This is a genomic window from Hyphomonas sp. (assembly GCF_017792385.1).
In the GTDB taxonomy this organism is placed as follows: domain Bacteria; phylum Pseudomonadota; class Alphaproteobacteria; order Caulobacterales; family Hyphomonadaceae; genus Hyphomonas.
This window is the reverse complement of sequence record NZ_CP051230.1, coordinates 2,280,707-2,306,639: the sequence shown is the minus strand read 5'-3', so window position 1 is coordinate 2,306,639 and position 25,933 is coordinate 2,280,707. Positions and strand designations below refer to the sequence as shown.

Here is a 25,933-nt window from a genome sequence, read left to right as displayed (position 1 = left end):
CGGGACAGGATGGACCGGCGCGCGCCCGGCGGTCAACGCAGCGTACGCTGTGCGCCGCGATCCCCGAACCACCAGAGCGTCGCCGCCGTGGCGGCAAAGGTGGCAGTCTCCACAATCTTCGCCTGCTCGGCGGCCGGCGAGGCCAGGAAGACCAGCCAGGTGATCAGCCACAGGAGCAGGGTCAGTACCGGCCGGGTCAGTGCCCGCACGGCGTTGACCCAGGCGTAGCTGTCGCCGATTGCCGCCTCGGCCCGGATCGAGGCGGCCAGCCCCTCCCAGCGTCCCTTTGCATCGGCCAGGTCGGCCGCGGCCTCGCTGGCTTCGCGCCTTGCCTGCATCTGCAATCCGGCGAGATGTGCCTCGTGTGACCAGCGCGCCCGTTCATGCGCTTGCGTCTGGCGCTGTTCGAAATATCCGGCTGCGCGTCCGATGACCGTGCCAAGCAGGCCGAACACGCCGCCGCCCGCTGCGCTGGCAGCGAGACCGATCAGTTCCGCCATGATGACCGGCTCCTCTTGTAGTACCAGCGTGCCGGTTGCAGGCGGCGATCCAGATGCAGGAAGTTCCGGCCAAGGCCGATGCCGGTGAAGCCGAGTTGCTCGGCCGCTGCCAGCAGAATGAACCGGTCATGCCCGATCAGGGAAATATCAACGGCAATTTCGAGATGCCGGGACTGCGGTGCGCCGCCGATTTCAGCGTTCCATCCCGCGCACCGATGACCCGAATTGACCATCAGCGGCCGCCCCACGCGCCTGCGCAGCGCCTCGAGCGCGTCCAGGAATGACGGATCATGCCAGTACTCACCGTCGCAGAACCGGCCGCCACATTTGCAGGCAAGTTCTCTCGGCGAGAAATGCGGCCAGCACCAGCCGGTTGTGTCGAACAGGGAAACGGATCGGATCAGCATGCGCAAAGGCTGACATGGCGCACGCTCCGCCGGATTCATTCCGGTGCGCAATGGAAAACGCCCCTGAAACCACGGGGATTTCAGGGGCGTCGTGAAGGTTTTGGGCGGGGACTGGGCTCGATTACTCCGCCGCCACGGGTACCTGGCCGAATGCCTGCCGCTTGGCCAGAGCGGCGCGGGCTTCATCGTATTCACGGGCCAGCCGGTCGACATATTCCGCCGTGGACATGCGCTTTTCGATGGCGCCGATTCCCTGGCCACAGCCCCAGATGTCTTTCCAGGCCTTGGCTTCCTGATTGCCGCCGGAGCCGAAATTCATGGCACTCGGATCGCTTTCCGGCAGATCGTTCGGGTCCAGCCCCGCCTTGGCAATGGAGGGGGCGAGATAGTTGCCGTGAACACCGGTGAACAGATTTGAATAGACAATGTCGCCTGCCTTGGAGTCGACGATCATGTCCTTGTAGCCTTCGACCGCATTGGCCTCGTGACAGGAAATGAAGGCGGACCCCATATAGGCCAGGTCCGCGCCCATGGCCTGTGCCGCAGCAATGGCACCACCATTGGCGATGGAGCCGGACAGGGCCAGCGGCCCGTCGAAGAACTGGCGGATCTCCTGGATCAGCGCAAAGGGAGACAGCGTGCCGGCATGGCCGCCGGCTCCGGTGCAGACCGCGATCAGGCCGTCGGCCCCCTTTTCCAGTGCCTTGTGGGCGAAGACCACATTGATGATGTCATGCAGGACGATGCCGCCATAGGAATGGATGGCATCATTCACTTCCTGACGGGCGCCGAGCGAGGTGATGACGATCGGCACCTTGTACTTCACACACATTTCCACGTCATGATCGAGGCGGTTATTGGTCTTGTGGACGATCTGGTTCACTGCGAACGGGGCCGCAGGCCGGTCCGGATTCTTTTCATTGTATTCGGCCAGTTCGGTCGTGATCCGGTCCAGCCACTCGTCCAGCACGTGTTCCGGGCGCGCATTCAGCGCCGGAAAGCTGCCAACAATCCCGGCCTTGCACTGGGCAATGACGAGATCGGGATTGGAAATGATGAACAGCGGCGAACCGATGACCGGCAGGCGCAGATTCTGGAGAATGGGGGGCAATGCCATGAAAGTTTCCTCACCTGAGACTGACGTCTGACAACAACGTCGTTTACGTAAACGGAAACTAGCGATTGATCCATGTTGGGCAAGGCGTGACGTTGCGGACACCCCTTGCCCTGAACTGCGCTTCAGGCCAGACTGCCCCGCAATTCACGACAATGACAGAGATTGTGTCCGAGGGAGAAAACGGAATGCGAAAATCCAGACTGATTTTTGGTAGCGCTATCATATTGATGGCGGCAGCTGCCTGCTCTGGCGAACCGGCCACGCCGGTGACCGAGACCGAAGTCGCCGACCCGCCAGTCGAGACGGCTGATGCGGCGGATGCGGAAGCGGCGGGGTCCAAATATCTGAACCAGCCGCTCGTTTCCGAAATCTTCACCGCGGACCCGTCGGTGCACGTTTGGGACGATGGCCGCATCTATGTCTATCCAAGTCACGATTACGACGCCGGCATCCCTGAAGACGACCTCGGCAGCCAGTATGCGATGCGCGACTATATCGTCCTGTCCATGGATGAAGTCGGCGGCGAGGTGACCATTCATGATGTCGCGCTGGATGTTGACGATGTGGCCTGGACGGCGCAGCAGATGTGGGCGCCGGATGCCGCGCACAAGGATGGCAAATACTATCTCTACTTCCCGGCCAAGGATGCTGACGGCGTGTTCTTTATCGGTGCGGCGGTGTCAGACAGCCCGACCGGCCCGTTCGTTGCCGAGCCCGAGCCAATCGAGGGGTCCTTCTCGATGGACCCCAGCGTGTTCGAGGATACGGACGGGGAATACTACATGTATTTCGGCGGCATCTGGGGCGGCCAGCTGCAGCGCTGGGCAACCGGCGAATACAATCCCGACCCGACCCTGAACACCGATCTCGTCAATGACGACCCCCTGACCAGCGAGGACGAGGCCGGCCAGCCGGACGATGTTGCCCTGATGCCGAAAATCGCCCAGATGGCTGACGATATGGTGTCCTTTGCGGAAGCGCCGAAGGACGTGATGATTCTCGACGAAAATGGCGAGCCCATCAAGGCGAAGGACCATGCACGCCGCTTCTTCGAAGCCGCCTGGGTCAACAAGATCGGTGACAAATACTACCTCTCCTATTCCACCGGCGACACGCATCTGATCGTGTATGCGACCGGGGATAGCCCCTATGGCCCGTTCACCTATCAGGGCGTCGTGAACCAGCCGGTTGAGGGATGGACGAACCATCATTCGATCTTCGAGCATGATGGGCAGTATTATCTGGCCTATCATGATGTGCAGCTGAGCGGGAAAAGCCATCTGCGCAATGTGAAGATCGCCGAACTGACGCTCAATGAAGACGGCACGATCGAGCCGGTCGACCCGATGCCGGGCGACTAGGCAAATCTGAAAACCTGAACAAAAAGAAGCCGGTGCGGAGAGATCTGCACCGGCTTTTCAGTTTGCGCGACCGATCCGATCCTCGCAGTGGAGAGGACTTCCGGCTGGCCAGGGATCCCTCATCCCCCGGCCAGCCGGTCCTGCATCATGGCCAGCCAGCTTTGCTGGCGATGAAGCATGGAAACTGTGTCTTCCGGGTCTCCCGTCGCGATCAGACGGTCCAGCCAGAAGCCCGAAACCTGTGCATGGGTGTGCATCGCGTCTCGCTGCGTTTCAGCGCGTTTCAACCGGTCGCAGGACAGTGCGGCAGCGGATCGGAACGGCAAGAGCTTGGCAGACATGACACGAGCCTTATTTGCGAACAATTCTCATTCTCATGGAGTCTTGCGCAGGAGTCAAGCGACCAAGTGTCCTTGACCTTTCGTTAGCAGTTCACAAGCGCCCCCGGTTCGGACTAAATCCCCGGCATGGCAGACGATCTCCTTCCCCTGAGCAGCGGGTTTCCCGACGCGACCGAAGCCGAATGGCTCGCCAGCGTCGACAAGGTCCTGAAGGGCCGCGGCATTGATTCCATCACGCGCAAGACCGTGGACGGGCTGGAAATCCACCCGCTTTACCGGGAAAGCGATTTTCCCGCCGCAACGGACCCGCTGGGCACGCCGGGGGCGGCGCCCTTCCTGCGCGGGCCGACGGCAGCGCCGGACCGGTTTGCGCCCTGGGACATCCGGCAGGCCTTTGCCCACCCCTCACCGGAAGCGACCAATGAGGAACTCCTGCGGGACCTGGAGCGCGGGGTCATGTCGGTCGAACTGAAGCTCGACTGCACGGGTGCCCATGGCATCCAGATCACGACGCTGGAGGATTTCCGGACGGCGCTGAACGGCCTGCGCGCCGACATTGCCCCCATCGCGCTGGACCATGGCGCAGGCTCCGGCGTCACCGCCGCGACGCTGCTGGGCCTGTGGGGACAGGAACAGGACACTCCCGCCAGCCAGAAATTCGAGTTCAACATGGACCCACTCGGTTGCCTTGCCCGCACGGGCAAGCTGACCGGTGGATTGAACGCTGCCTTTGCACGCCTCTCGGCAGCGGCCACGAGCCTCGCCAAGGCCTATCCGGACGCGGGCCTGATCCGCATCGATGCGCGCATGGTGCATGAGGCCGGCGGCTCGGACGCGCAGGAACTCGCCGCGCTGATCGCCTGCGCCGTGGACACGCTGCGCCGGCTGGACAACCGGACAGACATTTCCGCGCTGATCCCGCGCATGAGTTTCGCGATCGCCCTTGATGGCAATTACGGTCTGGGCGTGGCCAAACTGCGCGCCGCGCGGCGCCTGTGGGCACGGGTGCTGGACGCGCTCGGACAGGACGCACAACCCATGCGGCTGCAGGCCGTCTCCTCGGCCCGCATGCTGACCCGTTATGATGCGTGGACGAACATGTTGCGCACCACGGCCGCCGCCTTTGCCGGCGCAGTCGGCGGCGCCGATATCCTGACGATCCGCCCGTTCAATGAAGCCATCGGCATTCCCGAAGAACTGGGCCGGCGTATCGCGCGCAACACCCAGATCATCGCCATGGAGGAAAGCCAGCTGGGCCGCGTGGCAGACCCGACCGGCGGCGCCTGGTTTACCGAATCCTTTGCGGACGATCTGGCCGAAGCGGCCTGGAAGGAATTCCAGACGCTCGAAGCCGAAGGCGGCTATGCCGACTCCCTGATCGCCGGCATCTTCCAGAAACGGATCGCCGAGAAGCGCGAGGCGCGCGCCAAAGACATTGCCAAACGCAAGGTTCCGATCACGGGCGTCAGCGAGTTCCCGCTGCTCGACGAGATCGCCGCGCCGGTCGCGGACGCGCCTTCCCTCACGCCGAAGGAGGGCATCTCGAACGACGGCTTTGCGCATTTCGTGACGGCTGACCTGCCCGCAGACGAGGGCGATGCCACCGCCGAAGCCCTGCCCCGCATTCGTCTTGCGGAAGACTATGAAGCCCTGCGCGATGCGGCGAGCGCGGCGCCCAAGCGCCCGAGCATCTTCCTGGCGACGCTCGGCCCGCTGGCCGAACACAATGCCCGCGCCGACTTTGCCCGCAATTTGTTCGCTGCTGGCGGCCTTGAGGCGACCCAGCCACCCGTGCCGCCGCAATCCCCATCCGAAGCCGCTGCCGCCTTCAAGGCCTCCGGCAGCAAGATCGCCTGCATCTGCGGCGCCGATGCGCGCTATGAGGAGGAAGCCGCCGAGACCGCCAAGGCGCTGAAAGCTGCTGGCGCACTGCATATCTGGCTCGCCGGCAAGTTCGAAGGCGACAGCATCGATTCCAACATCTTCATGGGCTGCGATGTGCTGCACACGCTGAAACTCGCCCACGCAAATTTGGGAGTGGCCCAATGACCAATTTCCCCGACTTCACAAAGCTCGATCTCGGCACGCCAGACGCGAAGGCAAAAGCGCCGGAACTCGGCGATGACTGGGAAACGCCGGAAGGCGTTGAGGTAAAATCCACCTATACGGCCGATGATCGCAAGGGGCTGGACTTTCTGGACGATTATCCGGGCCTTGCCCCGTTCGGACGCGGGCCTTACCCGACCATGTACACGAACCAGCCCTGGACGGTTCGTCAGTATGCAGGCTTCTCGACAGCAGAAGATTCCAACGCCTTTTACCGCCGCAACCTTGCCGCTGGGCAAAAGGGCCTCTCGGTCGCGTTCGACCTGGCGACGCATCGCGGCTATGATTCCGATCATGTCCGCGTGTCCGGCGATGTCGGCATGGCGGGCGTTGCCATCGACTCCATCTATGACATGCGCACCCTCTTCTCCGGCATTCCACTGGACAGGATGTCGGTGTCCATGACGATGAATGGCGCGGTGCTGCCGATCCTCGCGCTCTACATCGTCGCCGCCGAGGAACAGGGTGTCGGCCCGGAAAAGCTCGCCGGAACCATTCAGAATGACATTCTGAAAGAGTTCATGGTGCGGAACACCTATATCTATCCGCCCAAACCGTCCATGCGGATCATTTCGGACATCTTTGCCTATACCTCGCAGAACATGCCGAAATTCAACTCGATCTCGATTTCCGGCTATCACATGCAGGAAGCGGGCGCTTCTGCCGATCTGGAGCTGGCCTACACGCTGGCCGACGGCATCGAATACATACGCGCGGGTGTCGCCGCCGGGCTGGATGTGGACGCGTTTGCCCCGCGCCTCTCCTTCTTCTGGGCCATCGGCATGAACACGTTCATGGAAGTCGCCAAGATGCGGGCCGCACGCCTGCTCTGGGCAAAACTCGTGAAGGAAGAGTTCAACCCGAAAAACCCGAAATCCCTCAGTCTACGGACACACTCGCAGACCTCCGGCTGGTCCCTGACCGCGCAGGATGTCTACAACAATGTCATCCGCACCTGCCTTGAAGCCATTGCGGCCACGGGCGGCCAGACCCAGTCGCTGCATACGAACAGCTTCGATGAGGCGCTCGCGCTGCCGACGGATTTCTCTGCCCGGATTAGCCGCAACACGCAGCTCTTCCTGCAACAGGAAGGCGGCGCCTGCCAGACAATCGACATGTGGGGCGGCTCCTACTATGTCGAACGCCTGACGCATGACCTTGCCGAAAAGGCGCTCGCCCACATCGCCGAAGTCGAAAAGATGGGCGGCATGGCCAAGGCCATCGAGGAAGGCCTGCCGAAACTGCGCATCGAAGAGGCTGCGGCCAATACGCAGGCGCGCATCGACAGCGGCACGCAGACCGTGGTCGGCGTGAACAAATTCCTGCTGGATGAGGAAGAAGACGTCCCCGTGCTGAAGGTGGACAATGCCGCCGTGCGCCGCATGCAGCTGGACAAGCTGGCCCGCCTGAAATCCGAACGCGACGAGGCAGAGGTTACCGCCAAGCTGGACGCAATTGCCAAGGCCGCCGCTGGCACCGAGGGCAATTTGCTCGCGCTGGCCGTGGACGCCGCCCGCGCCAAGGCGACGGTGGGCGAGATTTCCGAAGCCGTTGAGCGCAGCCAGGGCCGCCATCAGGCCGTCATCCGCTCCATCAAGGGCGTTTATGGCGGCGGCGTGAAGGGCGACGACAAGGCCGAGGCCGCCGCGACCCTCGCCGCAGACTTCGAAAAGAAACATGGCCGCAAGCCGAAGGTCTATATCGCCAAGATGGGCCAGGACGGACACGACCGGGGACAGAAGGTTGTCGCCTCCGCGCTGATGGACCTTGGCTGGGATGTCGAGATCGGCCCACTCTTCCAGACACCGGAAGAAGCCGCCGCCGACGCCCGCAAGGCCGGGGTCGACATCGTCGCCGCCTCCTCGCTCGCGGCGGGCCACCTCACGCTGGTGCCGGAACTGAAACGCGCACTGGGCAATGAAGGCGCGGCGCATACGCAGATCATTGTCGGCGGCGTCATCCCGCCACAGGATTTCGACGCGCTCTACGCCGCTGGCGCTTCTGCCATCTTCCCGCCGGGCACCGTCATCGCCGACAGCGCCATCCGCATGCTGGAAGTTCTGGACGGAGACGACGGCACGAAAACGGCGGCGGAATAGGAATTGGAACGGAAGCCAACAGCCGCTGAGGAAATCCTTGCGGATGTCGCTTCCGTTAGCTGTGTCTTGCTCTTGGTGGCTGCGGCGAGTGCCGGTCTGTACGCATTACTGCATCCTTTGGACAGCCGCCTGGCAGGGTTGTCGATCGTGCTTCTTTGGGGCGGCCTTTTTGCGCACAAATTTGCAGTTGCGCCCCGCCCCTCTGTCATCGAATTGTGCGCAAAACCAATCAAGGCGCTTTTTCTGAAAGGAAAAACCTCTTGAAAGCCAGACCATGCCCTCCCAAATATTATTGATAAACAATAATAATGGAGCAAGACATGATCGTTTCGACCACCCCGACCCTGCAGGGCCATGACATCACCGAGTACAAGGGACTCGTGACCGGCGAAGCTATTATCGGCGCGCATGTCTTCAAGGATCTGTTCGCCGGCATTCGCGATGTCGTGGGCGGCCGTTCCGAAGCCTATGAGAAGACGATCCGCGAAGCCCGCGAAGTCGCCACGCGCGAAATGTGCGAGGAAGCGGCCAGGCGCGGCGGCAATGCCGTGGTCGGCGTGGACATAGACTATGAAGTCGTCGGTCAGGGTGGCTCCATGATGATGGTGTCGGTCTCCGGCACCGCCGTGATCATCAAGTGAGCCGCCTGCCCGGCCCGGCGCCCTCGGCCGAGGACATACTGGACGCGGCCGAGGGCTGCCTGAAGCGGCTGCCGGAACAAATGCAGGCCGCTGCGGCCGGGGTGCGGCTTGTCGTGGAGGATTATGCCGACGCAGCCATTCTCGACGAGATGCAGATCGAGGATCCTCTGGAATTGTCCGGTCTCTATTCCGGCGTGCCCCTGATCCATGAAAGCGTCACGCACCCCTCCCCGGACCCGCCCCTGGTCCATCTCTATCGCATGCCGATCCTGTTCGAATGGGCCGAGCGCGGCGATGTTTCACTGGACGAACTGGTCAGCCATGTCGTGATCCATGAATATGGCCATCATTTCGGCTGGTCGGATGACGAGATGCACCGCGTGCTGGACGCGCTCGACTGAGGCCCCCTAGTCTTGTGACTTGTGGGCCAGCGTGTGGGCATTCTGTTCCCAGTTCCGGCCGTCGAACCGGTTGACCGTGACATCAAGGTCCATCCAGTCATCGAGACAGCGCCAGGTGACGGCATATCCGTCCTGATTGGACCGGGGCACGTAGAAGCTCTTGATGCCGCAAATCCTGCAGAACCGGTGCTTGGCGCCACCCGTGTTGAATGTGTACTCGGTGAGACCGTCTGCCCCCTGAAGAAGGCGGAAGCGGCTGGCCGGAACGATGACATGGATATTGCCGCTCATCGCGCAGATCGAGCAATTGCAATCCTCGACCTCGAAGGCCGCTGGCAAATCCACCTCGAACCGCACTGCGCCGCAATGGCACCCGCCCGCGCGCGTCTGGAATTCTGAAAGAGTCACGGCTCGTTGCTCATATGACCGATATAGGCGTCAAGGATCGACATGAACTTGTCCATGTCCTCTGTATCGAAATTGGCCTCGTTTTTCAGGTCGAGGGAATAGTCGACCCCCAACGCAAAGGATTGCTGGTCCGGGCGTGGCAAAATGAAGGCGCGGCCAAACGGGAAACTGTCGTTGAAATGGTTGGTCTTCTGATACATGGCGAAGTCTGGCGCGCCTGACATTTCGAACGTCGCAAAGATCATCGCGCTCGCGCAGACCTTGGCCTCGTCGCAATCCATCATGCGCACGGAATACTTGAAGTCCCCCTGTTTCGCGTCCAGGCGAGCCGCATCGTCACCGAGCCAGGTGAGTTCCACGTCTTCGCCGCCGGCGCGGGTCAAGATGGTTGCGGCATTCTCCGGCGAAATCGGCCAGGCCAGCGCCGGCAGGGCCATCAGCGCGGCAAGTGCCACACAGGTTGAACGTCTGATCATATTGTATCGTCTTCCTTGTCTCATCCCATCCAGACGGGCGGGCAACGGTCAATCCAGGGCTTGGCCCGTTCCAATTGGCCAGCCAGCGAGAACAGCAATTCCTCGCTACCACACCGCCCGCCAAACATCATGCCGATCGGCAGGCCCTGCGGGGCGGTATCGGTCGGGTCGGTCCAGTGCAGGGGCACGGACATGGCGGGCGCGCCGATTTGGTTGAACAGCGGGCACAGCGGCGCGAAACTGGCCACCGCTTCGCTCATCCGGTCCGGGTCCGCCGTCAGGGCGAGCACGCCCAGCGGGTCCGGCGCGCGGAAAATGGTGGGCGTCAGGATGACGTCGATGCCGTGATCGTCCAGGAACTGCTCGAACTGGATGGCCGTCAGGTTGAACAGATTGTTCGCCCGCGCCAGCTCCACCATCGGCACCGTCCGGCCAAGCCCGGCCATGGCAAATGTGATCGGCTCCAGCTCGTCCTCGCGCACCTCGCGGCCGAGCATGGCGCTACGCGCATCGATCGCCGCAGCGACATTGGCCGAGATGGTGAAGAGGGCTGCCTTGCCCAGCGCCTCGCCGTCCAGGCTCGGCGCCGCCTCAACGATTTCATGGCCAAGCCCCTCCAGCAGGCGCGCAGTGGATTCGGCCCCTTCCCGTGCTTCGGCGCTCATCTCCGTGCCGTTCGGCGCGGTGCGCCAGAGGGCGATCTTGAGAGGTTTCGGATCGCGCGAGACCGCTTGCAGATACGTGCCCTCGGGCGCCGGCGCGACATAGCGGCTGCCGGTTTCGCGGCCATGCGAGGCATCGAGAAGCGCGGCATTGTCCCGCACGGTCTGGCTGACGGCATGCACGGTCGACATGCCGTTCCAGTTCTCGGTCTGCAGCGGCCCCATCGGGGTGCGCCCGCGCGACGGTTTCATGCCGAACAGGCCGGTGCAGGCCGCCGGAATGCGGATCGATCCTCCGCCATCGCTCGCCTGGGCCAGCGGCACGACACCGGCGGCGACGGCTGCAGACGCGCCTCCGGACGACCCGCCAGACGTCCGCGTTACATCCCACGGATTGCGGGTCTGGCCATACAGCGTCGACTCCGTGGTCGTGGTCAGTCCGAATTCCGGGCTGGTCGTCTGTCCGAACATGACCAGGCCCGCCTTGCGATAGCGCTCGGTCAGCACCGAATCCCGCTCGGCGACATGCCCTTTCCAGCTGACGGAGCCATTGGTCAGAGGTGCGCCCTGGATGGCGACCGCAAGATCCTTGGTCAGGAAGGGCACGCCGGCGAAGGGGCCCTCTTTCGGCACGCTGGCGATCTGCGCTTCGGCGAGGTCCGGATAGAGCGCGGAAAAACAGTTCAGCTCGGCCTGCGCGGCCTGTGCACGCGAGACGGCCTCGTCCAGCAATTCCTTCGAAGATACTTCGCCGGTACGGACCAGCTCTGCCAGTCCCAACGCATCAAATGCCGCATATTCCTTCATCCTGCCCTCCGGTTTTGAGTCCAGTCTGGAACGGCAGGCGGCAGATGAAAACCCCTAGTCTCGCGGAGGGGGCGGCAAGCGGCGCTCATTGCGGCGCGACCGGTCGGATCCGCGGCCAAGCATGTCGGCCACGCCCTGCCTCTGTTCCGGTGGCAGGGCCTGCAGGCGCACGATCATCGCATCATGCGTGGCGGCATGGACCGCATTGTCAGCCTCGCGCAGGTCAGCAAAGGCCGCGCGCACGCGGTCGGAGTCAAACGGCTCGGCTTTCAGCGCCTCACTCAACGCCCGGCGGGCTGCATCGCGCACCTCCCGTTCCGCGCGGGTCTCGCGATAGGATTCACGCATCAGGCCGAACATGGCCTTGCGGGCGTCCGGGGTCATCTCGCTGGTATAGCGCGGCCGGTCACCCCGGTCCGGACGGTCCGGGATCTGCCGCAGCGCCATGCCGGTCACCAAGCCCACGAGAAGCAGGTTGAACAACAGGGACACGGTCAGCCAGAAGGGAATCCGGCGAGTGCTGCGGTCTGGCGTCTCGCTCATTGGGTCGTCCCTTCTTCCAGTTCGAGGGCATATGTGTCGAAGCCGAGCGAGGCATAGACCAGCGCCTCTGCCGATTCATTCTGGCTTGTCACGGGCTGGGCCATGCTGAAACCGGCAAATACGCCCACCGCCAAGGACGCGAGCGCGCCTGCCGGGATCCAGGCCGGCAGTCTCCAGACCGGACGCTTCGCCGCCGCCGGTTTGGGCGCCGACGCAATCAGGGCATTGCGCAACGGATCGGGGGTAACGATATCGGGCAGGCCCCCGAAAAGTGCATCCATCCGGCGCGCCGCCTCCAGGGCCGCAGCGAACCGGCCGGGATTTGCAGCAAGATGCGCGCGTGCAGCATCGCGTTCCCGCTCGGGGAACAGGTCGGGATCGGCGCCATAGGCCTCGATCAGGGCCAGCAGGCGGTCGTCTGTCATCGTCTGTCCACTCATGATGCGGCCCTTTCCAACAGGCTGGCGCGCAACGTGCGTCGGGCACGGGCCAGCAGGCTTTCGAGTGCCTCCACGCTGACATCCATGATGTCGGCTGCTTCGGCTTGAGAGTGTCCCTGCAGGGCACACAGCGTCAAGGCTGCCGCCTGGCGTTCCGGCAGATGGGAGATGGCATCTTCCACCGCGCGGACGCGTTGAGACTGGTCCAGCAGGTCTGCCGGATTCATCGCCGGATCTGTCTGATCCGGCAGAATGTCCATGGTCACTTCGCGGCGCTTGCGCAGCCGGTCGTAACAGAGATTGAGCGCCACCCGGTGCAGCCAGGTGGAGAATTTCGCGCGCGGTTCCCAGGTCGGCAGGGCCTTCCACGCCCGCAGGAAAGTTTCCTGTGTCACGTCCTCGGCCTCCGCGGCATCGCCCAGCATGCGCGTGGCGAGCGCCAGCACACCGCTGCTGTAACGGTCGACAAGGCTGGACACGGCAGCGGGGTCGCCCGCTGCCGCGCGTGTAATCCGGTCGAGATCAGAACTGAAAGCCAAGACTGATTGCCTAACCGAATTCGGGCCGGAAGCATATCGCCATATCCGGGAAATCTACGCAGAGACATCGCACACTTCCGGCCCATTCGGTGACACAATCCTATTCGGGCTGCGGGGCGTCGCCGCGCTTGTGCCACTTGCCGCGCTTGCCTTTCATCTTGGCCTTCATCGCGTCCAGCTCTTCCTTGGTCACGACACCATCACCATCCGCATCGGCGCGGTCGAAGCCCGGATGCTCGCGGCTGTTGAACTCTTCGGCGCTGATCGTGCCATTGCCATCCGTGTCCAGCTTGGCAAACATTTCCGCCTTGCGCTTGGCCTTGCGTTCGGCCCGCTCGGCCTCGCGCTCAGCGCGCTTGGCTTCGTGATGCGCTTCCAGTTCGGCCTGGGACAGCGCGCCATCACCATTGGTGTCGATCTCGGCAAACTTGGCCGCGCGATGCGCGTCCACTTCGGCCTGGGTGATGTTGCCATCCCCATTGGTATCGATTTCGGCAATCATCGCTTCCATGCCACCGCGCGGACCATGCGGGCGGTCGCCGCGTGGGCCGTCACCCGGCTGGGCGGCAGCGATCATGGGCAGGGCCAGCGCCGCAATGGCGGCGGCCGAGACAGAAGCAAAAATAGTGCGTTTCATGGAATAAACTCCGTTTGATTAACTCACCCATCGCGTATTGAACGGGGGCCATCTGATAATCCGTCGCCTAAAGCTGGAGTTTTTTTACGGTCAGGCCATGAATCCTTGATTTTATTGATGATATTTCTGCTTCCAGCGCACTGAAATCCGGCAGGTCAACAGACCGGCAGAGCCGTTCCTTCAGGCCTTGAGGCAGGTCGGCAGCGGTCAATTCGCCGCCCAGCGCCAGCCGGTGCACCTGCTGGAGCGACTGCAGGAACACAACGCCTTCTTCCAGCACGGCCCGGTCAGCCTCCGGCAGGCTGGCCTGCGCAATGGCGGCGCGCGTATTGGCCAGGATCGCGTCCGGCCTGCCTGCCAGCAGCATGTCCTGCTGGATGACGAATTCCGCATCCACAAGACCGCCCTCGGCGGATTTCAGATCCCACAGCCCCTTGCCCGGCTTCTCGCGATAGAGCCTCTGACGCATGTCCGTGATATCCTTGGCGATGGTCCCGTCATCGCGGGCCGCCCGTGCGACAATGGCATCATGGGCAATGTCCAGAATACGGTATCCCAGCGCCTCGTCACCTGCCACGGGGCGCAGCCGGGTCAGCGCCATGTGCTCCCACGTCCAGGCATCCTCGTTCTGATAGCGATCGAAGGCCGGCACGCTGACAGCCACCGGACCGGCCCCTCCGGACGGACGCAGCCGCATATCCACTTCATAAAGTTCGCCTTCCGCCGTCGGAGCGGTCAGGGCCGTGATCAGGCGCTGGGTGAATCGTGTGTACCAGGTCTGCGCCTCCATCGGGTCCGCATCATAGATCACGAGGATGTCGAGATCTGACCCGGCGGTCAGTTCCCGCCCGCCCAGCTTGCCCATGGCAAAGATGCCCCAGCTGCCGGGTGGCGGACCATAGCGCCGCGCCGTTTCCCGTTCTGCGGCCGCCGCCATCTCCTGAATGGTCTCGTCTGCCAGATCCGACCAGTGCGTTCCGGCATCACGGGCATTGATCAGGCCGTGAAGCAATCGGTGGCCGATCAGGAAATTTTGTTCCCGGTGATAGCGCCGCCAGGCATCCAGTGCCGCATCGAAATCGAAGGAGTCGTCAATGTCCGGCCGCGGCGGCTCCTGACGGCTGACCAGCGCCTCCAGCAAATCGGGCCGGCGTGACAGGATCTGCGCCAGCCGCGGCGCCAGCGCCAATGTGGCGACGAGATCATCCAGCAGGGTCTTCTCCGCCAGCAGCATGGACAAGGTCTGCACACCAGAGGACAGGCCCTCGAAGAATCGCGAGAACCAGCGAAACGCCTCGTCCGCTTCACCGGTCCGCCCCATGGCGGCCAGCAGGCCCGGCAGAAGTGCGGTCAGCAATTCCCGGCCGCGCGCCGTGCGGGTTGCCGGCACACGCCCGCGGTGCCACGACCGGATCGATTCGATCGCTGCGCTGGGATCACTGAACCCGAGGGACGCCAATGTCTCGACCGTGCCGGGATCATCATCCACGCCGGTAAAGACGAGATTGCCCAGCGGGCTTTCGTCCAGCGCGCGGTCCTCATGGGCGAACAGGGCATCATAATGCGCCTGCACACAGCGCCGCGTCGCCTGCAGGTCCCGGTCGAAGGCGGCCAGGTCCTCATAGCCGCACAGCATCGCGACATCCCGCCGGTCATCTTCCCCGGCCGGAACGGTATGGGTCTGCTCGTCCCGCCGCATCTGCACGCGGTGTTCCAGATTTCGCAGCGCGAGATAGGCGGTCTCCAGTTCGTCCGCTGTTTGCCGCTCCACAACACCGGCCGCCGTAAGTGCCGCCAGAGCGCCCAACGTGGTACGGTCTCTCAGTTCGGGCTGGCGTCCGCCAAGGATCAGCTGCTGCGTCTGGGCAAAGAATTCGACCTCGCGAATGCCGCCCGGCCCCAGCTTCACATCCGGGGACACGGTCTCAAGACCAGCACTGCCGACCTTGCTGTTGATCATGCGTTTGATGGCCTGAATGTCGGCAATCGCCCAATAGTCCAGATTGCGGCGCCAGACGAACGGGGTCAGCACCTTGAGAAAGCGATCTGCACACGCACGGTCTCCGGCTGTCGGGCGCCCCTTGATCCAGACCATGCGTTCCCAGTTCTGGCCGACACTTTCATAATAGACATCGGCCATGCGCGTCGACACGGCCAGCGGCGTCGAGGACGGGTCTGGCCTCAGGCGCAGATCGGTGCGGAACACATAGCCGTCGCCGGTCGATTCCTGCATCATGCGGACGATATCGCGGGCAATCCGCTGAGCCACCTCCCCGGCGGTAAAATCCCCGGCCATGAAAACGTCCGGATCGTAGAAGACACAGATATCGATGTCGCTGGAATAGTTCAGCTCATAGGCGCCCATCTTGCCCAGCGCCACGGCAAAGATGCCTGCCCCGTCCACAGACCGGCGGGCCAGCGTCACCCGCAGGGCGGCCTCCAGGCATTCTTCGGCAAATTCACTCAAGGCGCGCGTCACACTCATGACCGGCAGCGTGCCCGAAAGGTCTTCCGCTGCCAGGGACAGGTGCAGCTGTGCCTTCGCGCGCCGCATGGCCGCCATGGCCTCGGCCTCCGGCAGGGCGGCCGGAATGTCGCGAACGACCTGCAGCGCATCGCGCCAATGCCCTGCAACGCCGGTATCATGCAGCCGCCGCAAATAGGGCGCTGCCGGCAGGGCCTGTGCAAGCGCGGCCTCGGGCGTGGTGGCAATCGGGGCAAGTGTCAGCATGGGGGCCTCAGGCTCTCGGCAGGCGCAGGATCGCCTTCAGGCCGGGCCGGTCGGGAGGGCCGCCGGCATCGGTCAGGATCAGCTGCCCGCCATGCATGTCGGCCACCGAATCCACCAGCGCCAGGCCAAGGCCGGAGCCTGGCTGGGTACGCGCGGAATCCATGCGCTGAAATCTCTGAACAACGCGTTCGCGCGCCTCGGCAGGCACGCCGGGGCCGGAATCGGTGACAATCATGTCGACATGGCCATTGGGGCCGCGCGCGATGGTAAAGGTGATGGCGCCGCCTTCGGGTGTGTATTTCACGGCATTGTCCAGAAGGTTCGACAGGGCCTGCCCCACCAGGTCGCGGTCGGCCAGGATGACCAGATTGCGGGAAATCTGGCTCTTGAAGGTCAGGCCGGCTTCCTCGCAGGCCGGGTCGAACAGTTCGGCAAGTTCCTCGCCCAGTTCCGACACATCCATGCGCACACGTTCGCCCTCGGCCCCGGCCTCCAGTCTGGCAAGGCGCAGAATGGCGTTGAACGTGCCGAGCACCCGGTCGACTTCCAGAACGGTTTCCTCAAGGGCGGCTTCGGCGCGTTCCTGCGACATGGGTTCCGCCAGCGAGATCTCCAGCCGGTTGCGCAAGCGCGACAAGGGCGAGCGCAAATCATGCGCGATGGCGTTGCCGGTATTGCGAGTCGCCTCGACCAGTTTCTCGATCTGGTCCAGCATCGCATTCAGGCGCGAGGCCAGACGGTCGAACTCGTCGCCGGATCCGCGCACCGGTGCGCGCCGGCCGAGTTCTCCGCCCATCACGGCCTCGGCCGTCCGGGCCAGTTCATCGGCGCGCCGGGCCGCCCCGCGCGAAATCAGAATGCCCCCCAGGAGAGAGAACAGAAGGCCGATCGGTGCGGCAATCACGATGGCACGCTGGATGCGGCCCACAATGGCGGTCTGCTGAGCGGTGTCGAAGGCCACCAGCAATGCCCCACCATTGTCGCGCAGCCGCACAATCCGCCCGGCGGCCGGGCGGAAAATCTCCGTCCCGTCAGGCTCCTGCTGGCGGAACTCGAAATACACTGTCTGGACATCCGCAGCCGGCGGCGTGGTAGGCATGCGCCCGAAATGACCAGCAATCTTCCGGCCGGACGAGTCTTCGAGATAGTAGAAATAGGTCGATCCGGTACGGGTCATCCGCTCCAGAACGGACTGGCTGAGTCGTTCCATCCCGCCGGTGAAATAGGCATTGCCCAATTGCTCGAATTCGAGGTCCATCCGCCGCTCGCTTTCGGTGCGGATGTAGTAGACCGTCGAATAGTACAGATAGACCAGAAGGGCAGCCGAAAACGCCGCGAACATGGCGCTGTAGATCAGCGCCAGCTTGAACGTGGTCGTCTTCAGGAATGTCGGCAGGGCGAGTCTCATGCCGTGCTTGGTGCCAGCCGCCTGCCCGGGCGTCTAGCCCTGCAGGCGATACCCGGCCCCCCGCACGGTGTGCAGCAGGGGCTCGTCGAACTCCTTGTCGATCTTCGCGCGCAGGCGGGAGATGTGAACATCGATGACATTGGTCTGGGGGTCGAAATTGTAATCCCACACCTTCTCCAGCAGCATGGTCCGCGTGACGACCTGTCCGGCGTGGCGCATCAGGTATTCCAGCAGGCGGAACTCGCGCGGCTGCAGGTCAATCTTCTGGCCGGCGCGCGTGACCTTGCGGGTCAGCAGGTTCATTTCCAGATCGCCGGCCTTCAGCACCGTCACCTGCTGCTCCACCGGCAGGCGGCGGCCCAGCGCCTCGACACGCGCGGCCAGTTCGGCCGGGGCAAACGGCTTGGCGAGATAGTCATCCGCGCCAACCTTCAGCCCCTGCACCCGGTTCTGGACATCGCCCAGTGCCGACAGGAACAGGGTCGGCGTCTTGCCGCCGGCCTCGCGATATTCCTTGACCAGCGTCAGCCCGTCCTTCTCCGGCAGCATCCGGTCCACGACCAGTGCGTCGAATTCGGACGCCCGCGCCATGGCCAAGCCGCTGTCGCCATCGGTGGCCATGTCCACCCTGTGGCCCGCATCCACGAGAACCTTCTCGATGAAGCTGGCCATCTCGATATCGTCTTCAATCACGAGCACATGCATGGCGTCTTCCTGTACAGTCTCCAGCATCGGCGTCTCCTATTCGGCGTCCGACAGGTCAATGGTACGATAATTCGTGATCTGCCCGATCCGGACCGCGACCAGAATTTTCGTCCGCTTGGCGCGCTTGGCCTCATCGATTGCCTTGCGCAGGGCCTCAACGCTTGTTGCCGGCTTGTTGTTCACTTCCAGGATCACCATGCCCGGCTGGAAGCCCGCATCTTCCATGACGCCTTCCTTCGTCACACCCGTGACAACCAGGCCGTTCTCGCCGGATTTCAGGCCGAGCCGTGTGCGCAGCTCGTCATCCATCGGCTCGAATGTGGCGCCGAGTTCGGTGATCGTCGCGCCATCGGCCTTCACGCCGGGCGTATCGGACGAGGAAGCCGGGCGGACAATTGCGTTCGGATTGGCCGGGCGTTCGCCGACCACGACGTTGACCGTCTGCTTCTTGCCGCCGCGAATGATCTCGAACCGGTTCGACGTGTTGGCGATCAGCTTGCCGACCAGCCGCGTGGTGGACGTGGCATCGGTCACCTTGTCGCCATTGACGGACAGGATGATGTCACCGCGCTCGAGCCCGCCCTTTTCGGCCGGGCTGCCGCCGGTGACGTCCGCGATGATCGCGCCTTTCGCATCCTTCAGGCCCTGCGCCTCGGCCATGTCATCGGTCAGGTCCTGGATGGCAACGCCCAGCCAGCCGCGGGACACCTTGCCGTCCTTGATCAGCGCCTGGGTCACCTCTTCGGCGAGTTCTGCCGGGATGGCAAAGCCGATCCCGACAGACCCGCCCGTCGGCGAAAAGATCGCCGTGTTCACACCGACCACATTGCCGTTCAGGTCAAAGGTCGGCCCGCCGGAATTGCCCCGGTTGATGGAAGCATCGATCTGGAGGAAGTCCGTATAGGGGCTGTCCGGGCCGATCTCGCGGCCGTCTGCCGACAGGATGCCCGCCGTCGCCGTGCCGCCGAGGCCGAACGGGTTGCCCAGCGCGACGACCCAGTCCCCCTTGCGCATGGCACGGGAGTCGCCAAACGTCACGAACGGATACTCACCGGTCTCGGTGACCCGCAGGACGGCCAGATCGGTCTGGGCATCCGTGCCCACCAGTTCGGCGTCCAGTTCAGACCCGTCCTTCAGCACGACCTGAATGGCTGTGGCGCCCTCGACCACGTGATTGTTGGTCACGATATAGCCGTCACGGGAAATGAAGAAGCCCGAGCCGAGGGAGCGGCCCTCGCGCGTTTCCGGTTCTTCTTCCTGTTCCTGACGACGCTCCTCCATGAACTCGTCCAGGCCGGGCATGCCCCGGAATTGTTCGAAGAATTGCTGCATGTCGCCAAGCCGGCTGACCTCGCGCTCGGTCGTAACGTTGACGCTGACCACGGCGGGCTCGACCTGTTCGATCAGGTCGGCAAAGCTGAGCGGCGCACCGCGCGGCGCCTCGATCTGGATCGGCTGCGCCCCGGCTTCAGGGCTGAAGACCTGCGGGGCCAGAGCGACCGAGCCCACCATTGCTGCGCCGACCAGCGCCGCCACCATGGCCTGTCTCGAGATGCCGGTTGTCTTCATTACTGTCTCCAAGTCACTGAAAAATTTACTGCTATTGGGCATGTGGGCCAACATAAACCTGCCACAAGCATTGTGGTCATTAAAAGACAGTAAGGCGATTTCCCGGTGTCTGTCAGTCCCGCAATCCGCGGCCCCCTGGCCGACGTCCTTGATTGACGGTCTCACACGGCAATCTGAGCATGAACGAATCAGACACCATACACCTACCTGATTCTCCGCAGGTTTTTCCCGAAACAACTGAAAACCCCTTGTCCGGTCCGCATTTTGCGCCCATTCTCCGCCACAAGATCGGTTTGGGGCTGACCAAAGGTATCGGATCAGGAAGCGTCTTCACCGCCACGCGGCAGGGGCCCTTCCGTCACCCGGCACTCTCTCGGGAAAGTCCCTTCACCTCTTGCCGGCGTCGCATTGGCCCTGTTTCAGGCGCTGCGGCATTCGCCACCGGAGTTCTTGTGTCCCTGCCAGGACATCCGCTCCGGACCATTGCAATCGTCAAGCGCGTCCCCACCCAGCTGACGAGTGTTATGGGAGCGGCGTCGGCATCCCTTTCTTCCCTGTCTCACAGATTGAAACGGGCGGGCACGTTGATTTCCGGATCGGCCAATGCTCTTGAAGCGAATGCTCCCCGGACAGGCAGAAGGATACCGCCCTTGCCCAATGCGCTGACACTGTTTCTCTGGTTCTGTGCCGGACTGGTGGTGCTGGCCAGCGCATTCGCCTTTGCGCCAGATGGCACGCTCTTGTTGACGCTCGGCTTGGGCGGCCTGCTGCTGGCGCTGGCCGTCATCGACATCCGTACGCTGACCCTGCCCGATCCGCTGACCGGTCTGACCGCGCTGCTGGGCATCACAATGGTCTGGCTTCATCGGGCGGACGCATGGCAGCCGCATTTCATCGGCGGGCTGGCCGGCTATGGCGTGCTGGTCGCCGTGGAAGTTGCCTATCGGCGGTGGAGGGGCCGCGACGGGCTCGGACGCGGAGACGCGAAACTGCTCGGCGCGCTGGGCGTGTGGACCGGCTGGGCCGGACTGGCGCCCATCATGCTCATAGCCTCGGCATCGGCCCTGATCGGCGTGCTTGGCCTGTCGGCAATGGGGCTGCGCAAGGCAGACGCCGAGACGCCCATTCCATTCGGGCCCTTCATTGCGCTCGGTGGGTGGATTGTCTGGCTTGGCGGAACCGTCTTCGTCCCGGCAGGGCTCTACTAGGCGTCTTCCGGCTCGACCGGGTCGGCAGCCGCCCTGCGCCCCGTGGCAATGCGCAGGCCGATGGCCAGCCCCGCCAACAACAGGAGGAACGGCCCGGTCCAGAGCAGCCAGCCGGCCATGCCCTCCGCCTTCGGACGGAACAGGACGAATTCTCCATACCGGTCCTCGAACCAGGTCCGCACGTCTTCATCGCTGGCGCCATCCTCGATCATGTCCCGCACACGGGCCCGCATGTCTTCCGCGATCGGTGCGGCCGACTGCGAGATCGGTTCATTCTCGCACGCCACACAGCGCAATTCCCGCATCAGTGCCTGCGCCCGGGCCTCCTGCGCGGGGTCGTCCAGCGCGACATCCTCTGCCCCCGCAAGGAGCGGCAGGCAGAGCGCAAACAGCGTCAGCAACAGGGTTCTCATCACGTCTTCCGCCTTGGCCACAGGCTGAACACACCGCCCAGCGCCATCAGGATCACCCCGAAATATACCAGATCGATCAGCGGATTGTAGTAGACCCGGAACACCCAGCGCGGTTCGCCCTCCACCATGCGCTGCTCTCCCAGCGCCGCATAGAGGTCCCCCGTGCCGGTCTTGTGGATCGCGGTTTCCGTCGTCGGCATCTGCGCCGCCGGGTAATAGCGTTTCATCGGCGTCAGCAGGGCCGTCGCTCCCCCTCGCGTCGCGGTCAGAACCGCGCGGTCTGCATACCAGTTCGGCCCCTCGATGGCCCGTACCTGATCGAGGGTCAGCGTCCAGCCGATTACCTTGGCCGAGCCGCCTTCGGCCAGCGCCACCGTTGTTTCATACCGTCCCGTGGTTTCGACCACCGCGCCGATCACGAACAGGCCGAGCCCCAGATGTGCCAGCGTCATGCCCCAGACCCGCGGCGGCAGGCGGAACACGCGGCCCGGCGTGACCGCCCGGCGCTTGAGTTCCCAGACCGCGCCGAAGACCAGCCAGATGCCGAGCGCGAGGCCGAGCGCGGCGCCGATGGAAATACTCCAAAGCCCTACCCCAAGCGCCAGGAAGACCGCGATGAGGCCGGCGCCGCCCAGCGCCCATTTCGTCCAGGATTTCAAATCCGCCTTGCCCCAGGCCCAGGCCTGAACCACCGGCAGAATGACCAGCAACAGGCCGAGCATCGGCGTGAAGGTAAGATTGAAATAAGGCTCGCCCACGGAGATCGTCCGGCCGGCGGCCTCCGCGATCAGCGGGAACAGCGTGCCGAGCAGCACAGTCAGCGCCGCCACCATCAGCACGATATTGTTGGCCATCAGCGCACCTTCCCGGCTGAGCAGCTGCCAGGGCTTGCCGCCGGTCAGCTTCGGCGCACGCAAGGCAAACAGGACCAGCGCAAACCCGCCATAGGCCAGCAGGCCGAACAGCAGCAGCTTTCCTCGTGTCGGATCCACCGCAAAGGCGTGCACGGAGGTCAGGATGCCGGACCGCACCAGGAACGCCCCCATGATCGAGAACAGGAAGGCCAGCACCGCCAGCAGCGCCGACCAGGCCGCAAAGCCTTCGCGCTTTTCCGTCACCACCACCGAATGCAACAACGCCGCCCCGATCAGCCATGGCATCAGAGAGGCGTTCTCCACCGGGTCCCAGAACCACCAGCCGCCCCAGCCCAGCTCGTAATAGGCCCAGTAGGAGCCCAGCGCGATGCCCAGCGTCAGGGGCGCGAACGCGGCGAGAGACCAGCGGCGCGCCTCCCGCGCCCAGACGGCATCGATCCGCCCTTCCATCAGGCCGGCTGCGGCAAGGGCAAACACGAAGGAATATCCCACATAGCCGAGATAGAGCATCGGCGGATGGAAACTCAGCGCCGGATCCTGAAGCAGCGGATTGAGGCCGACTCCCTGGAACGGAGCCGGATCGAGCCGCAGGAAGGGGGACGAGGCAAACAGGAGATAGGCCAGCGCGCCAACGCCCAGCAGGCCCTGAATGCCCAGCGCGCGGGCTTCCAGCACGTCCCGCCCCGTCCGCATCCAGGCCGCCCCGGCGGCGCCGAACCCGAGCGTCACCAGACACCACAGCGCCATCGACCCTTCATGGTTTCCCCATGCCCCGGCGACCTTGTACAGCATCGGCTTCAGCGTGTGGGAATTGTTCGCCACCAGCGCCACGGAGAAGTCCGAGCGCACAAACGCAATGATCAGCGTGGCGAAGGACAGGGTCATCACGGCAAAGCCGCCATAGGCCGCCAGACCGGCCAGCCGCCTTTGCCCGGTCAGGCCGAACAGGCCCTGCGCCAGCGCCGCTGCCAGCGCCAGAAAGGCCGCGAAATGACCAGCCTCGATCATCCGGCCGCGTCCAGCGGTTTCAGCTCGCGCGGCTGATAATTCTCGTCATGCTTGGCCAGAATCTGCCGGGCCGTGAAGTGTCCGCCGGGCCCGAACTGTCCCGTGGCAACCACACCCTGGCCTTCACGGAACAGGTCGGGCGCTATGCCTGTATAGCTGACGCGGATCGTGTGCGGGCTGTTGTCGATCACGGTAAAGATCATGGTCGCCCCGTCATCGGAATAGGCCAGCGACCCTGGCTCGACCCAGCCACCGACCTTCACCATCTTGCCGTCTTCCGGCTGGCCTTTCTCGGCAAGGATTTCGGGCGTGTAGAACAGGTTCGCATTCTCGCGCAGGGCCAGAAATGCCAGCGCCGCCGCTGCCAGAAGCAGCAGGGCCGCAATGCCAAACATGTAAAGTCGTCTCGTTCGGGCTCTCATGCGCTTTCTTATAGGCATCCCCGCTTCGCTTGGGGAGTGCGGCAGATGCAGCCTGCCTTATTCGGCGTCCGGCGTCGCGCTCTCTGCCTGGCCGAGCGCCTCGATCATTGGTGCAAAGCGCTCGCGGCGTGGGTCGTCTTCCGGCAGGCGGGAATAGATATAGCGCATGGCCTGTTCGGCCTTTTCCTGGTCCCCGGCCTGCGCGGCGCCCATGGCCGCCCACATGCCGGCGCGGACCTGCGTTTCGTCCAGTTCGTAGGCCTTGGCGAACAGGCGGGTTGCCTCCGGCGAGACCGCGCCATTGTTCAGATCGACCAGGGAATCCGCCAGTGCCAGCAGGGCCGGCACGAAGGTCTCGTCCCGCCGCAGGGCGGACTGATAGGCCCGCGCCGCGTCGGATGTGCGGCCTTCGGCGCGCAGGATTTCGCCGATGAAATAGTGCGGCTGAGGATCGTCCGGCCGTTCCTTCACCGTCGCCTCGAGACGCGACAGCGTCTCGGCAGGGGTCAGCGATTGCGGATCGGTGCGCACCTTTTCCATCAGGCCGGCTTGCCGGTCCGCCATCGGCTGGTCACCCATGCCGGGGGAGCCCACCAGAAGGTATCCGCCAATGGCCACGGCCAGACAGGCCACCGAAATGATCAGATTTGTCCGCCTCATGTCTTGGGAAACCTCAGGCTTGCCTTCAGGCCGCCCAGCCCGGCATCGCCCAGTTCCAGGCTGCCGCGATGCAACTCCGCCAGTTCCTTCACGATGGACAGGCCGAGCCCGCTGCCGGGCGTTGTCTCGTCGAGGCGCACACCGCGCTTCAGCGCTCCGGCGCGTTCTTCCGGCGTCAGGCCCTTGCCATCATCCTCGACATCAATGGTCAGCGCCGCCGCCGTGTCGCGCACGCGCACCAGCACTTCGCTACCGGCCCATTTGCAGGCGTTTTCCATCAGATTGCCGACCATTTCCTCGAGATCCTGTTTCTCTCCCCGGAACACGGCGCCCACCCCGCCGTCAACGGACACGTTGACGCCCCTGGCATCATAGAGTCGGTTCAGCATGCGGGCGATGCCGTCCACGACCGGGCGCAGCTCCGTCCTCGCGCCCAGCGTCTGGGCCCGCGCAACCATCTGAGCCCGCTTCAGATAATGCTCGACATTGGTCTGCATGCTCTCGGACTGGCGGCGCACCACATCGTCCAGTTGCGTGTCGCCTGTTGCCTCATTGCGCAGCACGGCCAGTGGCGTCTTCAGCGCATGGGCCAGATTGCCGACATGGGTCCGCGCGCGCTCCACAACCTGCCGGTTATGATCCAGCAGCTTGTTCAGTTCATCCGCCAGCGGGCGCACTTCGGCCGGATAGTCTTCCGACAGTTTCTGCCGCATACCTTCGCGCACTTCGGCAATATCATCCCCGATGCGGCGCAAGGGGCGCAGCGAAAAGGAAATCGCCGCCACCATGGCCGCAAACACTCCGCCGAACAGGGCAATCATCGTGCCCAGCAACAGGCTGCGAAAGCGCGTGGCCGCGGCATCATTGGCCGCACGGTCAGCAGCCGCCACCAGGATCAGCGGCGTTTCCCGGTTCTGGATCAGGATGGCGCGCGAAGCGACCCGCACACGCTGGCCGGCGGGGCCCACAAAGCGGAAATCCCCGAACTCCGTCGTGCCCGGGTGCGACAGGGTGCGGGCGAGTTGATCCTCGTCCAGCGGCACCGGCTCGTCCCACAGGCTGCGCGAGCGGATGTCGCCATTGATCTCGCCATCCGAACTGACGCCGACAATGGCCCAGTAGCGTCCGGAATACTGGGTGCGAAACCGCACATCACCGAGAAAGAACTCGCGCTGGGCATCGGTCACGCGGCCATCTTCCAGAAAGGCCTCCTCGCGGGTCATCTCCCGCGTCAGGCCCACCAGCGTCTGCTCCAGATCCTCTTCCAGCAGGCTGAGGGTCTGTGCGCGATAGACGGCCGACAGCGCGAGCGCGCCACCCACCAGCACCACCAGGCCCCAGATGGCTGCTGCCAGCATGATGCGGCGCGCCAGCGACAGGCGCGTCCAGCGATCCATCAATGTCGGGGAGTCAGGGGCGCTGTCGCTCATGATCCGGGCTCCGGCGCCG

At 64.0% G+C, this 25,933-nt stretch carries 27 protein-coding genes; 7 read left to right on the top strand and 20 right to left on the bottom strand.

Annotated elements, in window-relative coordinates:
- Positions 1–32: 32 nt before the first annotated feature.
- The 3 genes from HF955_RS11425 to HF955_RS11415 form a co-directional block, all read right to left on the bottom strand.
- Positions 33–500: a hypothetical protein gene (locus tag HF955_RS11425; protein ID WP_291075256.1), complete on the bottom strand. Its 468-nt coding sequence runs from the start codon at positions 498–500 to the stop codon at positions 33–35.
- Entirely contained in the window at positions 488–907 is a 420-nt protein-coding gene (locus tag HF955_RS11420; RefSeq protein WP_291075255.1) for a D-Ala-D-Ala carboxypeptidase family metallohydrolase, read from the bottom strand. Before HF955_RS11420 ends, HF955_RS11425 begins: the two co-directional genes overlap by 13 nt.
- Before the next feature lie 121 nt (positions 908–1,028).
- The gene (locus HF955_RS11415; protein ID WP_291075254.1) at positions 1,029–2,024 is read right to left on the bottom strand and encodes a nitronate monooxygenase family protein; all 996 of its coding nucleotides are present in this window, start codon (positions 2,022–2,024) and stop codon (positions 1,029–1,031) included.
- 185 nt (positions 2,025–2,209) lie between these two features.
- On the opposite strand from HF955_RS11415, the gene HF955_RS11410 reads away from it, so the two are divergent.
- Positions 2,210–3,385 carry a glycoside hydrolase family 43 protein gene (locus tag HF955_RS11410; protein ID WP_291075253.1) on the top strand — a complete coding sequence of 392 codons (1,176 nt, stop codon included), beginning with the start codon at positions 2,210–2,212 and terminating at the stop codon, positions 3,383–3,385.
- Between the two features lie 119 nt (positions 3,386–3,504).
- On the opposite strand, the gene HF955_RS11405 is transcribed toward HF955_RS11410, so the two are convergent.
- On the bottom strand, positions 3,505–3,726 hold the full coding sequence (locus tag HF955_RS11405) for a hypothetical protein (RefSeq protein ID WP_291075252.1): 222 nt from the start codon (positions 3,724–3,726) through the stop codon (positions 3,505–3,507).
- 126 nt (positions 3,727–3,852) lie between these two features.
- Between HF955_RS11405 and HF955_RS11400 the strand changes: the two genes are divergently transcribed.
- The 5 genes from HF955_RS11400 to HF955_RS11380 are packed head-to-tail and all read left to right on the top strand — an operon-like array spanning position 3,853 to position 8,973.
- A complete protein-coding gene (locus HF955_RS11400) occupies positions 3,853–5,775 on the top strand; it encodes a methylmalonyl-CoA mutase family protein (protein WP_291075251.1) in 1,923 nt (640 codons plus the stop codon).
- Positions 5,772–7,931 (top strand): methylmalonyl-CoA mutase, encoded by a 2,160-nt coding sequence (scpA, locus tag HF955_RS11395; protein ID WP_291075250.1) that lies wholly within the window; start codon positions 5,772–5,774, stop codon positions 7,929–7,931. The genes HF955_RS11400 and scpA overlap by 4 nt, the downstream gene beginning before the upstream one ends.
- Before the next feature lie 3 nt (positions 7,932–7,934).
- A complete protein-coding gene (locus tag HF955_RS11390) occupies positions 7,935–8,195 on the top strand; it encodes a hypothetical protein (protein WP_291075249.1) in 261 nt (86 codons plus the stop codon).
- Positions 8,196–8,251: 56 nt separating this feature from the next.
- Positions 8,252–8,572: a heavy metal-binding domain-containing protein gene (locus tag HF955_RS11385; protein WP_291075248.1), complete on the top strand. Its 321-nt coding sequence runs from the start codon at positions 8,252–8,254 to the stop codon at positions 8,570–8,572.
- Positions 8,569–8,973, top strand: coding sequence for a metallopeptidase family protein (locus HF955_RS11380; RefSeq protein ID WP_291075247.1), 405 nt, complete (start codon positions 8,569–8,571; stop codon positions 8,971–8,973). Before HF955_RS11385 ends, HF955_RS11380 begins: the two co-directional genes overlap by 4 nt.
- Before the next feature lie 6 nt (positions 8,974–8,979).
- On the opposite strand, the gene HF955_RS11375 is transcribed toward HF955_RS11380, so the two are convergent.
- The 11 genes from HF955_RS11375 to HF955_RS11325 form a co-directional block, all read right to left on the bottom strand.
- On the bottom strand, positions 8,980–9,381 hold the full coding sequence (locus tag HF955_RS11375; RefSeq protein ID WP_291075246.1) for a GFA family protein: 402 nt from the start codon (positions 9,379–9,381) through the stop codon (positions 8,980–8,982).
- Complete coding sequence (locus HF955_RS11370; protein WP_291075245.1) at positions 9,378–9,857, bottom strand: YbjN domain-containing protein; 480 nt, start codon at positions 9,855–9,857, stop codon at positions 9,378–9,380. Before HF955_RS11370 ends, HF955_RS11375 begins: the two co-directional genes overlap by 4 nt.
- A gap of 20 nt (positions 9,858–9,877) precedes the next feature.
- Positions 9,878–11,326 (bottom strand): amidase, encoded by a 1,449-nt coding sequence (locus HF955_RS11365; protein ID WP_291075244.1) that lies wholly within the window; start codon positions 11,324–11,326, stop codon positions 9,878–9,880.
- Positions 11,327–11,380: 54 nt separating this feature from the next.
- Positions 11,381–11,869, bottom strand: a complete 489-nt coding sequence (locus HF955_RS11360; RefSeq protein ID WP_291075243.1) for a periplasmic heavy metal sensor — start codon at positions 11,867–11,869, stop codon at positions 11,381–11,383.
- On the bottom strand, positions 11,866–12,309 hold the full coding sequence (locus HF955_RS11355) for a hypothetical protein (RefSeq protein ID WP_291075242.1): 444 nt from the start codon (positions 12,307–12,309) through the stop codon (positions 11,866–11,868). Before HF955_RS11355 ends, HF955_RS11360 begins: the two co-directional genes overlap by 4 nt.
- Positions 12,306–12,848: an RNA polymerase sigma factor gene (locus HF955_RS11350; RefSeq protein ID WP_291075241.1), complete on the bottom strand. Its 543-nt coding sequence runs from the start codon at positions 12,846–12,848 to the stop codon at positions 12,306–12,308. Before HF955_RS11350 ends, HF955_RS11355 begins: the two co-directional genes overlap by 4 nt.
- A 100-nt stretch (positions 12,849–12,948) precedes the next feature.
- A complete protein-coding gene (locus HF955_RS11345; RefSeq protein WP_291075240.1) occupies positions 12,949–13,485 on the bottom strand; it encodes an EF-hand domain-containing protein in 537 nt (178 codons plus the stop codon).
- Between the two features lie 67 nt (positions 13,486–13,552).
- Positions 13,553–16,216 carry a bifunctional [glutamine synthetase] adenylyltransferase/[glutamine synthetase]-adenylyl-L-tyrosine phosphorylase gene (locus HF955_RS11340; protein WP_291075239.1) on the bottom strand — a complete coding sequence of 888 codons (2,664 nt, stop codon included), beginning with the start codon at positions 16,214–16,216 and terminating at the stop codon, positions 13,553–13,555.
- A gap of 7 nt (positions 16,217–16,223) precedes the next feature.
- Positions 16,224–17,624 carry an ATP-binding protein gene (locus tag HF955_RS11335; protein WP_291075238.1) on the bottom strand — a complete coding sequence of 467 codons (1,401 nt, stop codon included), beginning with the start codon at positions 17,622–17,624 and terminating at the stop codon, positions 16,224–16,226.
- A 33-nt stretch (positions 17,625–17,657) separates the two neighbouring features.
- Positions 17,658–18,356 carry a response regulator transcription factor gene (locus HF955_RS11330; RefSeq protein ID WP_291075237.1) on the bottom strand — a complete coding sequence of 233 codons (699 nt, stop codon included), beginning with the start codon at positions 18,354–18,356 and terminating at the stop codon, positions 17,658–17,660.
- 9 nt (positions 18,357–18,365) lie between these two features.
- The gene (locus tag HF955_RS11325; protein WP_291075236.1) at positions 18,366–19,898 is read right to left on the bottom strand and encodes a Do family serine endopeptidase; all 1,533 of its coding nucleotides are present in this window, start codon (positions 19,896–19,898) and stop codon (positions 18,366–18,368) included.
- Between the two features lie 650 nt (positions 19,899–20,548).
- On the opposite strand from HF955_RS11325, the gene HF955_RS11320 reads away from it, so the two are divergent.
- On the top strand, positions 20,549–21,106 hold the full coding sequence (locus HF955_RS11320; protein ID WP_291075235.1) for an A24 family peptidase: 558 nt from the start codon (positions 20,549–20,551) through the stop codon (positions 21,104–21,106).
- Here HF955_RS11320 and HF955_RS11315 read toward each other — a convergent pair.
- From HF955_RS11315 to HF955_RS11295, 5 genes are read right to left on the bottom strand one after another with little or no spacing between them, the layout of a single operon-like run.
- Complete coding sequence (locus HF955_RS11315) at positions 21,103–21,519, bottom strand: cytochrome c-type biogenesis protein (RefSeq protein ID WP_291075234.1); 417 nt, start codon at positions 21,517–21,519, stop codon at positions 21,103–21,105. The two genes, HF955_RS11320 and HF955_RS11315, sit on opposite strands and share 4 nt — an antisense overlap.
- Complete coding sequence (locus HF955_RS11310) at positions 21,519–23,402, bottom strand: heme lyase CcmF/NrfE family subunit (RefSeq protein WP_291075233.1); 1,884 nt, start codon at positions 23,400–23,402, stop codon at positions 21,519–21,521. The genes HF955_RS11315 and HF955_RS11310 overlap by 1 nt, the downstream gene beginning before the upstream one ends.
- Positions 23,399–23,824, bottom strand: a complete 426-nt coding sequence (locus HF955_RS11305; RefSeq protein ID WP_291075232.1) for a cytochrome c maturation protein CcmE — start codon at positions 23,822–23,824, stop codon at positions 23,399–23,401. Before HF955_RS11305 ends, HF955_RS11310 begins: the two co-directional genes overlap by 4 nt.
- 57 nt (positions 23,825–23,881) lie before the next feature.
- Entirely contained in the window at positions 23,882–24,484 is a 603-nt protein-coding gene (locus HF955_RS11300) for a hypothetical protein (protein WP_291075231.1), read from the bottom strand.
- Entirely contained in the window at positions 24,481–25,914 is a 1,434-nt protein-coding gene (locus HF955_RS11295; RefSeq protein ID WP_291075230.1) for an ATP-binding protein, read from the bottom strand. The genes HF955_RS11300 and HF955_RS11295 overlap by 4 nt, the downstream gene beginning before the upstream one ends.
- Positions 25,915–25,933 lie beyond the last annotated feature (19 nt).